This window comes from Clostridium sp. YIM B02569, from assembly GCF_022320765.1.
GTDB lineage: Bacteria > Bacillota > Clostridia > Clostridiales > Clostridiaceae > Clostridium > Clostridium beijerinckii.
Window position 1 is genome coordinate 241,996 of record NZ_JAKJJX010000004.1, and the last position, 13,816, is coordinate 255,811.

General features: G+C 31.9%; 15 protein-coding genes, 2 pseudogenes and 1 riboswitch. Of the genes and pseudogenes, 9 read left to right on the forward strand and 8 right to left on the reverse strand.

What is annotated here, in order from left to right; genetic code table 11:
* The first annotated feature begins 70 nt into the window (after positions 1–70).
* Positions 71–640 carry a dihydrofolate reductase family protein gene (locus tag L3B96_RS05455; protein ID WP_238859126.1) on the forward strand — a complete coding sequence of 190 codons (570 nt, stop codon included), beginning with the start codon at positions 71–73 and terminating at the stop codon, positions 638–640.
* Here the strand turns inward: L3B96_RS05455 and L3B96_RS05460 are convergent.
* Entirely contained in the window at positions 637–822 is a 186-nt protein-coding gene (locus tag L3B96_RS05460) for a YvrJ family protein (RefSeq protein ID WP_077306551.1), read from the reverse strand. The two genes, L3B96_RS05455 and L3B96_RS05460, sit on opposite strands and share 4 nt — an antisense overlap.
* A 497-nt stretch (positions 823–1,319) precedes the next feature.
* Between L3B96_RS05460 and L3B96_RS05465 the strand changes: the two genes are divergently transcribed.
* Positions 1,320–1,562, forward strand: a complete 243-nt coding sequence (locus tag L3B96_RS05465) for a hypothetical protein (RefSeq protein ID WP_238859217.1) — start codon at positions 1,320–1,322, stop codon at positions 1,560–1,562.
* A 69-nt stretch (positions 1,563–1,631) separates the two neighbouring features.
* Here the strand turns inward: L3B96_RS05465 and L3B96_RS05470 are convergent, their stop codons facing one another.
* Positions 1,632–2,204, reverse strand: coding sequence for a sigma-70 family RNA polymerase sigma factor (locus L3B96_RS05470; RefSeq protein WP_012058461.1), 573 nt, complete (start codon positions 2,202–2,204; stop codon positions 1,632–1,634).
* 386 nt (positions 2,205–2,590) lie between these two features.
* Between L3B96_RS05470 and L3B96_RS05475 the strand changes: the two genes are divergently transcribed.
* A complete protein-coding gene (locus tag L3B96_RS05475; protein WP_238859128.1) occupies positions 2,591–2,740 on the forward strand; it encodes a DUF190 domain-containing protein in 150 nt (49 codons plus the stop codon).
* A 168-nt stretch (positions 2,741–2,908) separates the two neighbouring features.
* Here the strand turns inward: L3B96_RS05475 and L3B96_RS05480 are convergent, their stop codons facing one another.
* A complete protein-coding gene (locus L3B96_RS05480) occupies positions 2,909–3,142 on the reverse strand; it encodes a hypothetical protein (RefSeq protein ID WP_238859130.1) in 234 nt (77 codons plus the stop codon).
* A 45-nt stretch (positions 3,143–3,187) separates the two neighbouring features.
* Entirely contained in the window at positions 3,188–4,588 is a 1,401-nt protein-coding gene (locus L3B96_RS05485; RefSeq protein ID WP_238859132.1) for a voltage-gated chloride channel family protein, read from the reverse strand.
* A gap of 134 nt (positions 4,589–4,722) precedes the next feature.
* A riboswitch (Fluoride riboswitch) is annotated at positions 4,723–4,782 on the reverse strand.
* Positions 4,783–5,471: 689 nt separating this feature from the next.
* On the opposite strand from L3B96_RS05485, the pseudogene L3B96_RS05490 reads away from it, so the two are divergent.
* Positions 5,472–6,917, forward strand: a pseudogene (locus tag L3B96_RS05490) (MDR family MFS transporter).
* A gap of 322 nt (positions 6,918–7,239) precedes the next feature.
* Here the strand turns inward: L3B96_RS05490 and L3B96_RS05495 are convergent.
* Positions 7,240–7,635 carry a pyridoxamine 5'-phosphate oxidase family protein gene (locus tag L3B96_RS05495; protein WP_039773497.1) on the reverse strand — a complete coding sequence of 132 codons (396 nt, stop codon included), beginning with the start codon at positions 7,633–7,635 and terminating at the stop codon, positions 7,240–7,242.
* 470 nt (positions 7,636–8,105) lie between these two features.
* Complete coding sequence (locus tag L3B96_RS05500; protein WP_238859134.1) at positions 8,106–8,339, reverse strand: hypothetical protein; 234 nt, start codon at positions 8,337–8,339, stop codon at positions 8,106–8,108.
* 141 nt (positions 8,340–8,480) lie between these two features.
* Here L3B96_RS05500 and L3B96_RS05505 point away from each other — a divergent pair, with 141 nt between their 5' ends.
* A complete protein-coding gene (locus L3B96_RS05505) occupies positions 8,481–8,921 on the forward strand; it encodes a cupin domain-containing protein (protein WP_238859136.1) in 441 nt (146 codons plus the stop codon).
* 64 nt (positions 8,922–8,985) lie between these two features.
* Here the strand turns inward: L3B96_RS05505 and L3B96_RS05510 are convergent.
* Both L3B96_RS05510 and L3B96_RS05515 read right to left on the reverse strand, forming a co-directional pair.
* Positions 8,986–9,144 (reverse strand): annotated as a pseudogene (locus tag L3B96_RS05510) (helix-turn-helix domain-containing protein); the annotation flags it as partial.
* Between the two features lie 41 nt (positions 9,145–9,185).
* Entirely contained in the window at positions 9,186–10,175 is a 990-nt protein-coding gene (locus L3B96_RS05515; RefSeq protein WP_238859138.1) for an AraC family transcriptional regulator, read from the reverse strand.
* A gap of 105 nt (positions 10,176–10,280) precedes the next feature.
* Here L3B96_RS05515 and L3B96_RS05520 point away from each other — a divergent pair, with 105 nt between their 5' ends.
* From L3B96_RS05520 to L3B96_RS05535, 4 genes are all read left to right on the forward strand, one after another.
* Entirely contained in the window at positions 10,281–11,492 is a 1,212-nt protein-coding gene (locus L3B96_RS05520) for an iron-containing alcohol dehydrogenase (RefSeq protein WP_238859140.1), read from the forward strand.
* 52 nt (positions 11,493–11,544) lie between these two features.
* Positions 11,545–12,117 (forward strand): flavin reductase, encoded by a 573-nt coding sequence (locus L3B96_RS05525; protein WP_238859142.1) that lies wholly within the window; start codon positions 11,545–11,547, stop codon positions 12,115–12,117.
* A gap of 16 nt (positions 12,118–12,133) precedes the next feature.
* Positions 12,134–12,706, forward strand: a complete 573-nt coding sequence (locus L3B96_RS05530; RefSeq protein WP_238859143.1) for a flavin reductase family protein — start codon at positions 12,134–12,136, stop codon at positions 12,704–12,706.
* 510 nt (positions 12,707–13,216) lie between these two features.
* Positions 13,217–13,774 carry an rRNA adenine N-6-methyltransferase family protein gene (locus L3B96_RS05535; RefSeq protein WP_238859145.1) on the forward strand — a complete coding sequence of 186 codons (558 nt, stop codon included), beginning with the start codon at positions 13,217–13,219 and terminating at the stop codon, positions 13,772–13,774.
* Positions 13,775–13,816: the final 42 nt, after the last annotated feature.

The following is a 13,816-nucleotide window of genomic DNA, read 5'->3' on the forward strand; positions in this document are numbered from 1 at the left end:
ATTTCTTGATAGTAAATTGTTGTGCCATAATTAAAGTTTTCAAGGATGAATATAAGAAGGAGGAAGAGTTATGTCAAATAACGTAAAACAGAGAAGAATAATTTTAGATTTAGCAACTACTTTAGATGGCTTTATTGAAGGGAAAAACGGAGAAGTTGATTGGTGCATTATGGACGCTGATATGGGATTCACTAATTTCTTAAATGAAATTGACACTATTTTATATGGTAGAAAGAGTTACGATTTATGGGGACAATATATTCCACAAGATGAAGATTCAGATGATGAAAAAGAAGTTTGGAAGTTAATTCATAGTAAAGAGAAATACGTGTTTTCCAGAACACAAATAGCTACTAATAATCAAGCAATATTTATAAATGAAAATATTCTTGAAGAAGTAAATAAATTGAGGAATAAGCCCGGTAAAGACATTTGGCTATATGGAGGAGCAAGTCTCATTACAACCTTTATAAATTTAGGGCTTGTTGATGAATTTAGATTATCTATTCACCCTGTTATTTTGGGAGAAGGAAAACCGTTGTTTAGTGATATAAAACAGAGATTGAATTTAAAAATGGTCAACACCAGAACGTTCTCTTCTGGCGTTGTACAATTAATCTATCATTGGAATGGTAATTAATTTTTAACAGAAATCTCTGTATCAATAGCTACTCCAAGCTTAGCTGATATTATGGTATTTAATTTATTAATTGAACTAGATAAGCTAACAATTTGTTTCTCTAAACGAATTAGCAAATAGGCAGATACCGCTACTGGAAAGCCATTATTAACAATAAGGTTAATTAACTCATTTACTTCCATAAATCCATCACCTCCTATAAGGGATATATGATATAAAACGTATTATTTCACGTTAGAAAACAAATAGTACATAAAACTAAAATATATACATTGCATAAATAATTCTTCATGATAATTCTAAAAATATTGCAAGAATTTTAGAATATAAATTCTTAGGAATTTAAGAATTTTACAATATAAGAATATTTATTCTTTATAACTTAAGAATATAAAAGGAAATACGACTCACATGTGCTTGCTGGATACTCACAGAGAAAGTTCTGCCCCTATAAATTAAGCAGCTATGCTGTAATTAAGAACTTTTCACTTATAGCCAAATATAAAATGCTCATAGCGAAAGTTCTACTTAAGAATTTGCTCGTAAAATGCGGGTTAGGAGATTAGACATACAAATTCAATCATTATTTTAATGTTATGTTACAGAATAAAGCATATATCCATAATAGCAGTTGCTAAATTTTAAGGCTGTAAATAAATTATTGGGGCGTGTTGTAAAAATGATTAGAGATGAAATTAAACTTAACTCAGAAGAAGGAGAGTGCTTTGATAAAAAGCAAATAGCTTTAGCAATTAGAGATTCTACTTTTAATGATGATTTAAAATGTTCTTTGCTTGAGGATGAGATATTAGATAAATGCCAGGGCTGCAGCCTAAAATGCATTTGCGATAGAATAGATCAAGTTATTGGAGATTATGTGGAGAAAACTACAGAGGTTGTAAATAATTTTAGTTTTGAATAGGTAAATGAAATATTAGTATTATTATAAGTCTAACAGCTCTAAGTATTAACCTTAGAGCTGTTATATTGATTAATAATACAATGAAATATTATTAAGGATTTTCATTAAAATGTTTTTCTTTTTTTGAATGGCAGTTGAGTAGCACATATTTTTAAAATAAGCATATTCCTTTACAGTGTAATTTTTATAGAATACAAAATCTATAAGTTCAACTTCCTCTTTATTTAAATTCTTAAGGGCTAATTTTAAATCCTCATAGTCGCACATCTCACATAATGAAGTTTCAGTTGAGATTTCAAGTTCTGGAAAATCATTTTCTACATCATCATGTAAGCTTAATGCATAACTACCTTCAGTAGATCTTCTGGTTCTAGTTCGCTTTATTAGATCATTCATATTATTTTTAATAGCATTGGTAGCGTAGGCAACAAATCTATGCTTTTCTAAATTATACTTGGAAACAGATTTGAAAAGTGAATGGTAACATTCCTGTATAATATCGTGGAAATTATACCTATCAATGAAAGTCCTTTTAGAAATATTATAAATCAAAGGCCTAAATTCATAAGCTAATTTTTCTTTTGCGTCTTCATCATTATTCTTACATCTGGTAACTAAAGTTTCAACATAATCAAAATCCATATAAACCTCCATCTTCAATATAAGAGTTATGAATAAAAGTAATTATTTTACATATATTGTGTTTTGTGTTAAAATTACCTCTATATATAGTATATATGGTTAAGTTACATATAACTTATATAGAAAAGTAATATTGAGAAAAAATTTTTCTTTAAACATCTCTTTTGGGATTGATGACTTCTACTATAATAAAGTTATAGTAGGGGTCCTTTTGTTTTTGGTGGATTTTCACAATAAATATATATCATGTAAAGCAATAGACAATTATTTTATTATTCCAATAAAAAATAGATTTTTAAAACATAAATTAATATAGTAAGGAGGTATTAAGTTTTGATACTAGTTAAAAAGTTTTAAAAATTAAGTGTTAAGGGGGAAGTGATAAAATGAAAAGCTTACTTAATGAAAAAATGCCTATTGTAATAGAATGCATTGTTCCATGTGAAAATTTAAATGATTTGTTAAATGAACTCAAAAATTTAGTTGAGGAGGGTGTTGTATTTGCAACTCCAATAGATTTAATTATGAATAAATAATAAAACCATTAATCTAAATATTTTCTTGAGCTTAGGAGGAGTTATTTTAGCTACATCATTATGTAAGGTTATTGTATAATATAGATTATATTAAAAACTCAAGCAATTTATTTTCATAAATACTTGAGTTTTTATATTTCTATTTATTTTATAAATAATACTATTTAATTAGCTGAGATTTTCTAAACTGCAATCATCAGATATTTTATTAACACTATAGTTTATATCAACATTATTTTTAAAATTAGTATTAACCAAAGTGAGTTTATCTTTTCTTCCGAAATGTTCTTCAATGGATAATTTTATTGTATGCTCACCTTCATATAAATCTATATGTTGTTCTTGATCGCCGCTTGGAGGATCTGACCATGTACCACCATCGGGATTAAATGAGCGATGCACTAGTCTAATACCTTTCTTGCTACATTTAATCTTATAAATATTTAGTCATTCTATACTAGGCAATTCTATACTTGAAATTCCAAATTTAAATTGACCTGCAAGAACTTGATTATCTTTAGATTTTTTCTCTCCACTTTTCTTTTTTCTGTAGTAAGCAAGATTGGATTCTTGAGGGACTTTAATTAATCTACTTTTACTTATACCAATCTTTTGAGAGGTATAAATACCTGAATGCCCAGAGAATAAATAACTTATAGCGCAAGTCATAAACATAAATTCCATACCTGTTGAACCAAACATTTCAAGGCCTAAAACAAAAGATGTTATAGGTGCATTTGTAGCTCCTGCAAATACTCCAATAAGACCTAAGGCTGCTAAAAATGATGGTGAAATATTAAGTATACTTGATAAAGTATTACCGAAAGTTGAACCTATTACAAAAAGGGGAGTAACTTCACCACCTTGAAAGCCTGTACCTAAAGTAAATGAAGTAAATACAATTTTAAGCATAAATGCAAAAGGGTTAACATGACCAGTAAATGAATCACCAATTAGTGGAATACTTAGACCAAGATAATCGCGTGTTCCTATTATATAAGTAAATGCAATTATTATAAATCCGCCAATAAAGCTTTTAATAGATGTATTTTCAAAACCAGAAGTAAAAACTTCTTTTAATTTATGAGTTAGTTCACTAAATAGTTTACTAATTAATCCAAATAAAATTGCAGCAATTACAACTTTTAATATCACTCCATATGTAATATCAGGAACATCTAAAATGCTGTAATGAGTATGGTGAATTCCCCATATTTCTGTCATAAGATTTCCTACAAAAGCTGAAATAAAACAAGGGATTAGTCCAGCATAATTCATAGTTCCAAGAGCAGCTACTTCAAGTCCAAATATAGTACCAGCAAGGGGGGTACCAAACACAGAACCAAACCCGCTGCTTATACCACACATTAAAATAATTTTAGTATCTACTTTATCTAATTTTAATAGATTTCCAATGGCTTCTGCTATGCTTGAACCAATTTGTACACCAGTACCTTCTCTTCCTGCAGAGCCACCAAACAAGTGAGTTATAAAAGTTCCAAGAAAGACTAAAGGTGCCATACGCAAAGGAATATGATCTTCGCTTGTGTTAATTTTATCTATAATCAAATTATTACCTTTGGATGAGTTTTTTCCATATTTAGAGTATAAGAAACTCACAAAAGCACCACCGATTGGTAAAAGGAATAATAACCAAGGATTATCATTTCTCAAAGTCGTAGCAATATCCAAACTTTTTAAAAAGAAAGCAGCAGCAGATCCTATCAGGGATCCTACAATTGTGCTAATTACAATCCATTTTAAAAATGAGAGGCCAAGGATAGTACTCATGTTTAAGTTTCTAATAAATAAAATAGTTTTTAAAGTTTTTGAATTACTTTTCTGCATTATATCTCTCCTTTTCTTATTATAGTTATAATTGTAAATATTACTGCATTTAGGTACGTGAAAATAAATAACAAGTCCAAAGTTGCCGTACTTGGAAAACTAAAAATGACTCCTACAAAAAAGCGGATTACCGCTATTTTGTAGGAGTCATTAGCATTACGCAGTTAAAGGCGAACTCCATCACCTAAAAATATATTAGTAATGTTATCATAATTAATTTAATTGAACAAATTGTATAGATACTAAGAAATTAAAATAGGTTAAGCTAATTTTATTACTAAACGGTATCATTGCATATATCTATAACCGTTGAAAAGAAGCCAAGGCAAACCTAAATCTAAATGATTTAAGTATTGATAGTAATTTGAAAGATAAGTGAAACTTCAATTATGTCTATAATGGGAAGCTGAAACGAATATGTAATGGTTTCATTTAAATACAGTTTTTAAACAAATCGTTGTATCACCAATAATTCATTAAGTATAATTGAGCAAAAACTTTAATGTAATCGAGAACATATATTAATAAAAAAAGTTTTTTGATATTTAGAACAAATTTTGCTTACGAAAGCTAATGAAACATTGCTACAATTACGAAGCAAGTATTGCATTTGAAAAAATAAGTAATGTAAAAGGAGTGATTACAATGGATTCGAAAATTGAGATAAATAAATCAAAATCAACGACGATGACTATTTAATCTATGGCAGAATGCGCTATTTTGATTAGTTTGAGTGAGAAGAATGGGGAATACTTAAGGAAAATTGGAGAACAAATTAAGCTAATAATGAATCAATAAGACTGAGTTAAATTTTAACATAATTATTAGTGTTACATTTTTATGTGATCAATTATTTAGATCGGTCTAATTTATGGAGGGAACTATGAATAAAAAATATAAGTTAGAAAGTAATCAAGGAATAAATTTTATAAGTATTATTGCTATATTAGTAGCAAGTGCCTTTGTGGCAACTTTTAATGAAACTATACTTAATGTTGCATTATCTGCAATTATGAAAGACATGAATGTATCTGCTGGAACTGTTCAATGGCTTGTTACAGCTTATATGACAGTAGCAGCGGTAATGGTACCTGTTACTGCTTTTCTTATTCAGTCATTTAAAACAAGAAAATTATTTTTAAGTGCAATGGGATTATTGCTTATTGGAACAATATGTGCAGCATTTTCAAATTCTTTTGCTATGTTATTAATTTCAAGAATGATACAATCATCAGGTACGTGAATGATAATACCAATTATGATGAATACCATATTATTAGTAGCACCAAAAGAAAAACTAGGAATATCAATGGCAATATGTGTGCCAGCAATTTTATTAGGCCCTGCATTTGGCCCAACAGTATCAGGAATTATATTACAATATTTTAGCTGGCATGCGTTATTTATAATGTTAATACCAATTGTAGGCATACTTATGATTATAGGAACACTATTATTAGTTAATGTAGGAGAATTAACTAAGCCTAAGATGGATCACCTATCCATTATTTTATCGACAATTGGAGTCGGAACAATAATATATGCTATAAGCAGTATAAGTGAAGGGAATATTAGGACAACTTTAATAAGCTTTATAATAGGTATTATTTGTTTGATATTATTTATAAAACGACAAAATGCTTTAAAAGAACCAATGCTAAATTTATCTCCGTTTAAATATTCTAAATTTGTAATAGGAACAATTTTAGTAATGATAGCAATGATGGTTACTTTTACTATGAGTATAATGTTACCAATGTATATGGAAGGAGCTCTTGGAAAAACAAGTTCTGTAGCAGGGTTAGCATTATTACCAGCTGTAATTTGTGCTGGACTAGCAGCACCTGTAGGAGGGAAAATTTACGATAAATTTGGTGTAAAGTTTTTAATACCATTAGGAACAGGAATAGTAACTGTATTTGTATTTTTGATATCTTTATCTAAAAGTGATACATCTTTAGTGCACTTAGTAATAATCTATATATGCATGAGCGTAGGAGTTGGACTATTTATGTCTCCTTCTCAAACTCATGGGTTGAATCAATTACCAAAAGAATATTATCCTCATGGAGTAGCAATAGTAAATACGCTTCAACAAGTTTCTGCTGCTATAGGGTCATCACTTTTTATTGGAATAATGTCAGCAGCTCAAATTAATGCATTAGAAGTGCACCATGCAACTAATGAAGTTGCAATAGCAACAGGATTTTCAACTGCAACATTGATAGTTTGTGGATTTGCATTTATGGGATTAATTTTATCTTTTTTCTTTGGGAGAAATATATCACAAGCAAAAGATAAAGAACAAGTAAGATGCACAACGAGATAAGTCAAAAAAAGCCGATAGCCGGTTTAATACTACATCAATACCGTAATATAATAGTTGTTTATCCGTGCATATAGCCTGTAAATAAGGAATCAAATATATGGTTATAGCATGTCATTTAAGTCACTTAGATGAAAGAAAGCGATATATGAGTTAAAATTTATTGTCACTTGCTATTGACACGGACAACTATATCGTAAATAAAATACAGTTTCTCATTATTAATATAATTAGTATTAAGGGAGTGTCGCAAAATGATTAAAATTTAATCATTTTGCGACATTCCTTTTTTATGTATCTGATAATTGAATTTTCTAATTATACATTATAGTGAAAATGTTTCAGTTTCACCGTTGATAGAATAAATAGAAGCTGTTCCTTTAGTGAAGTATAAAACAGCAAAAATCCCGTCATCAAGACTGTACATGCGTTTTAAAGATGGATATGCTTCTAGTGCAAATTCCTTTACTTCACGTCTATCATCATTTGCAACTTCTCCAGCAACACGAATCCATTGACCTTTTTTGTTCATAGTAGAGATTTCAACCTTTGGGTTTTGTAACATTTGCTTAAAACAATCTTTTTTGTTGTTAGTAACAATATATAATTTTTCTTCATATTCAAAAACAGCGCCAAATGGTCTTACTCTTGGTTGATCACCCTCAGTAGTAGCTAAGTAAAAAGTACCACTCTCTTTTAAAAATTCCAATGCTTTTTTCATAATGATTACTCCTCCTATATCTGTATGTTAAAATTGATTATGCAATAATGATAACATGTATACTATAAATAACAAGTACGATTTTTATAGCGAGTAAGTATCAATTAGGATACTATATATGTTTATTCCTTAATTTCAACTGGAACACTTCGGGAAACGTTATTTAGCTAAATGTACATGCCTTCTTTGTGGTAATAAGGTTTTAGGCTGCAGTTGATAGAAAAGATGCTACTATAGTTTTTGGTGTAGTGTGCAAGTTGAGATAATTCTGCATATGCAGATATATGGATTTAGCTAGTTAAATTAAGATAATAGTAAAAAAGTTAATATTTTTATTTAAAAAAATCAATAGAGGTTGCTAAGATAGGCATAAATCAAGGTATGAGTGACGAATTGATTAGTGAATTGGTTGGGCTATCTATAAGAGAAATTAAGATAATAAGAATAGTTATTGAAACTGATAAAACAAATTAGATTCTAGATGTTGCAAATTTGGCTCCCATTTTAAAAGCTTCTTCACAATCCTTTGGGAACACTTCTTTGCGTATTTTTGCTTTCTTTTCAGGATCAACGCTTGTAACTACTTTTGAATAATCTTCGAATTGATAAGTATCAAAACTGAAAAGAGCTTCTGAAGAACCAAATATTTTAGTCAACATCATTTGGTTAAAATTAATATGATGATCCCAGCCTTGTGCTTTCAAGATTTCCTCTTATAGATATAATAATTACCTTTAGGTGCCTATACCACTTTGAAGTGCTTACTTTACAGATTGTTTATATAACCGTATTATAAAAACATAGATAGATAATATCCAATTAATTACATCGAGGAGGCTTTCTCTATGAAAGAACTTACTATTAAAAATTTAAATGCAATTGAAGCAATTCAAAGAAAACAAAATGATAATGAATTTTACATTAAACCAGTAGTCGCTGGTTCTGATGCTAACCAATGTACAGTATCATTTATTGAAGTACCACCTGGAAACCAAGCATTTGGTTACCATTATCACGAGAAAAATGAAGAGGTATTCTATATAATTAGCGGGGTTGGCTCAGTTAGAACACCTGACGGGATAAAATTAGTTAAGGCGGGCGATATTATAACTTTCCCAGCAGGTAAAGAAGGTGCACATGTAATTAGTAATGCTTCCGATACTGAAAATCTTGTTTATGTTGATTTTGACACACACAACGTGCCTGAAGTTGTTAGCTTACCAGATAGTAACCAAGTAATGGTTTTTGGAAGTCATATACAAGGTACATTTAACATGGAAAAATAGGATTACTAGCTAAAATAGTACTAAGCTTTTGAAAGCTATGGTACTATTTTTATTGTATATTGAATTATAGATTAGCATTTATCCTCTCTTTATATTGCTTTCCCCATGTAAGCATAGAATTTAGTACAGGCTTTAGGCTCATTCCATCTTCAGTAAGTGAATATTCGACTCTCGGCGGTACTTCAGCATATACAGTCCTTTCTACAAGGCTATCTTCTTCTAACGTTATTGATGCATTTCACGTTGAAGCCGTAACATTGACCATTAAAGCTGACGAGGAGAAGTACCATAATACTGTTTAAAGGCCTTATAGAAATTGCTGCTATTGCTGTATCCGAGCATATCAGCAATTTTTTCAATGGAAAGATCCGTATGATCCAATAATAGTTTGGCTCTTCGCATACGTGATTCAGCTAGTAGAGCAGAAAAGGTCTTTCCTGTCTTTTTCGGCAAAAGACGGGAAATATAGACGGGGTGATATCCGAAATGGGATGCAATGTCATTCAATGTTACAGAATCAGAGTGTGATTCCATATATTCCATAATCCGGTCAATTAATGTCGTGCCAGTAGGTAGATGCTGACGCTTGTACTCATAAGAAAGATACATAGCAAGGGACATGACCATAGGTTTTAAAATTTTCTGTGAGTCCTCTGTTTTATGAGCATATTCAAGAATCATGACATTCAGCAACTGCCAAATTGGCGAAGAAGCTGAAATTTCCAGATGAACGAACTCTTCTGAATATTTGTTTTTCTGTGGTTCCAGAAAAAAATTAAGCATGGAGCTATCTGCTGAGAGCGCACTTAGGTATTCCCTGAAAAAGGTTTCCTTACGAATCAGTACTCCGAGAATAATACATTCGTGATCAGAATCCCGCTTAACAGCATAACCGCTGTAGGGCTGACCGATATAGCAGTTTCCTTCTTTTACCGTGATCCGATTGTTATAGTTGGCGCTTAATGCATCATAATCTCCGTGGTAAGCAAAATGAATGAAAAAAAAGTCCTGGCGGTGAAAACGCTCCTCAATTTTTTTCCCTTTAAATACACACACCATAACTTCCTCGGATTTCTCTCCCAACCAATGCGAAATCAATTCGTTATTTCCTGAGGACGGATCCGGGCTAAAGTCCCAATTGAGGTGCGGAAAGTCCCGACCGAGTTTTTCTAATGAGTGATCGATTTCAGTATCACAATTCCAAGACATAACAACATTCCTTTCTTCAGATTTCTGAGCAATTCTTTCAAGCATTGCAACGTTTTTGGTAAACCAAACATGTTTATATCTAATTATAAGGTTAAAATACGCCATAATTCAAGTTAATATTTAGCGCTGATTTGGAAGGTGAAAATCTATATGATGGATTTAGTAACAAGAAAGTTCAAATTGAAAGGAATAGAATATATGTATAATTTTGATTTTTATATGCCGACAAAAGTATTATTTGGAGCTGGAAAACTTCAGGAGCTGCATACAGAAGTGCTTCCGGGAAAGAAAGCACTGATCGTGACATCGAACGGTTCATCTACGAAGAAGTTCGGATATCTGGACGCGCTTGAGAAAGAACTGAATCTTGCGGGAGTTACCTATGAGATCTTTGATGATATCCGTCCAAATCCGACAAACCGTAATATTATGGATGGTGCAATGAAAGCAAAGGAGACAGGCTGTGAATTTGTCATTGCACTTGGGGGAGGATCCGTCATGGACTCCAGCAAATGTATCGCACTTATGATGACCAATACGGGTGATATCTGGGATTACAGTTATTCGCTAAACGGAGGAAAAAAGAATCCAGAAAAAGATGCCGCTCCAATTGTCACTATTACCACTTCAGCAGGAACGGGAAGTGAAGTGGATTGTTGCGCGGTGCTCAGCAACGACGAAGTAAGTGAAAAATCCGGTTTTTTAGTTCCATCAATGTTCCCAGTACTGTCTGTTGTTGATTCTAATCTGATGATGAGTGTACCGCCTAAATTTACAGCTTTTCAGGGAATGGATGCTTTTTTCCATGCAGCTGAATCTGTGATTAATAAGAATGAGCATCCGATGGGAGAAATGTTTGCTTTGAAAGCTATCGAACTGATTGCCGCCAATCTCTCTGTTGTATATCGTGATGGAAGCAATCAGGAAGCAAGAGCAAATATGGCACTAGCTAATTCACTTGCGGGCTACTACATGCTCATCACATCAGCACATACAATGGAACATGCCATGGGATCCTACCACGAAAATCTGGTCCACGGTGCTGGTTTGATTATGATTGCTCATGCCTATTATGATTTCTTTGCAGAACGTAAGGCTGCAGAAGAACAGATGATCAAAATGGCAAAAGCAATGGGAGTTGATAATCCGACATCCGGAAAAGATTTTATCAGAGCATTGGATGAACTGATCGAATCAGTCGGATGTAAAGATCTCCGCATGAGTGATGCAGGAATTAATGAAGAAGAGCTCACAAAGTATCCGAAGAGAATACACGAGGTGCTCGGCGGCGACATTACCGCGGACCCGTTACCGCTTACGGATGAAGATTATCTGGAAATCTATAAGAAATCATATTGTTAAGAGTATAATGCATCGAATAACTGTGATTTATTAAATAATTAGGAGGATAAATATGTCTAGAAAAAATATCGGAGCAAAGCCATACATCACACCGATGCCGGTTTTGATGATTTCGTCTTATGATGAGGCTGAAAAGCCGACCGCCATGTTAGCAGTATGGGGTGGAATCACGAATGAGACAGAAATTACTATTACCGTAGCAGCCCAGAGAAATACGTTAAAGGGAATTACTGCTAGAGGTTCCTTTGTTGTAAGTATGGCAGATGTGGAAAATGAAGTTGCTTGTGATTACCTTGGTATAACAACAGGAAATAAAGTGGAAGAAAAGTTTGAGAAGTCCGGATTCCATACAACAAAGTCCGAATTCGTAGATGCACCTATTATCGATGAGCTTCCTTTTGCCGTTGAATGCAGAGTGAAGAGCTATGATGAGGAAACTTGGAGACTGGTAGGCGAAATCGTCAATGTAAGTCTGGATGAACGGATTCTTGGAGAAGATGGCAAGGTATCATTTGAAAAATTCCATCCGATCACTTTCGATTGGATGAATAAGTCATATATGTCCGTTGGTGAGAAGGCCGGTGATGCTTACCACGACGGACTTCAGTTAAGAGAGAAGAAATAGGGGGAGGTTATTTATTATGATGAAAAATTTAGGCCCAAACGTTTTTTCGTATGGTTATCCAGCGCCGGTTTTAATGGTTGGCACTTATAATGATGATAGAACAGTCAATGTGATGAATTTGCATGAGTGTACAAGGACGAATGCAGGTGATCTTGCATTATGTATTGGTCCACGTAGTAAGACGCATGAAAACATTAAAAAGAGACGCGCATTTACTGTTGCACTGGTTAATAAGAATTTGATAAAGGAAGTGGATTATTTTGGAATTGTAACTGGCCATAGAGTTCCTGATAAATTTGAAAAAACAGGCTTGAAGGCTGTAAAGAGTGAACACGTCAATGCCCCTATCATCGAAGGCAGTCCACTAGTCATCGAATGCGAACTCATAGAGGTTGTAAGAACAAATAATTTCACTACTGTACTTGCCAGGATTGTCAATGTAGCGGCAGATGAGTCAGTGTTAGATAAAACCGGCAGAATTGATGCCAAGAAAACAGGAATGTTATTTTTTGATTCGTTCAGCAACAGCTACTTTTCATTAGGTGAGAAAGCCGGAGATGCATGGGTCGAAGGGAAAAAATATCTGTAAATTCTTGTTTTGCATGAGATTTGAATTTATACGAGAACTTAAGAATAAAAGAATTTAAGAATATTAGAACCTAGGAATATAAAAGGGAATCCGACTCATGCGTTCGCTCAATGGCATAAACTTAAGGAAATAAATAAGAAATTAATAAAAAAACACTTGACAATAATTAGAAAAAATGAAGCCTCGCTATAGATATTAAATTTATAGTGAGGTTTGATTTTATGCAAAATATTAAATTATTATCCCAAATTATAAAGAGAACAAATAAATTTTTTGTATTAGCGCAGTAATAAGCAGTTGATATTTTATAAAGTTATTGAAATATTCAAGCTTTATTAGCTTAATAAAAAATATTTTAATAATGATTATGGCATTGGTTCCATGGTCCTTGTGACGATTTCCTTATAGAATGAAATAAAAAAATCTTAATAAATCTTAATACTTTTTTTGATAAAAGCTTAATATTTGTATTTTATACTATCCCTATATTAATCTTGGAGGCAAAATATAATGGATATTAGTAATTTTATCAAACAGTATATAAAAAATCCTAAAACAGTAGGTGCGGTAGCACCAAGTTCAGAGAAATTAGCATATAAAATGGTTGAAGACATTAATTTTTTAAATGCATCATGTATTGTTGAATATGGGCCAGGAACAGGAGTTTTTACTGAGAAAATATTGGACCAAAAGAAAGACAGTACAATATTTATAGCAATAGAGTATAATGAAGATTTTTATAAGATATTAAAAGAGAAGTTTGAAAATAGGACAAACTTTATACTTATAAATGACTCAGCGGAGAATTTGAAAGAACATCTAAATAAATACAATATTAATAAGGTTGACTATATAGTTTCAGGACTTCCATTTGCAAGTTTACCTGATTCTATGAGCAAAAGTATATTGTCAGTAACAAAAGAGATACTAAAAGGCCAGGGAGTATTTATAACTTTTCAATATACTTTGTTAAAAATCAAGCTTTTTAAAATGTATTTTGGTAAAATTAGAAGGAAAAGGGTGTTATTAAATCTGCCACCAGCCTATGTTTTGAGATGTGAAAATTAAAATCAGGGAAAAGTTGAAATATATTTATCTTAGTGAATTTAA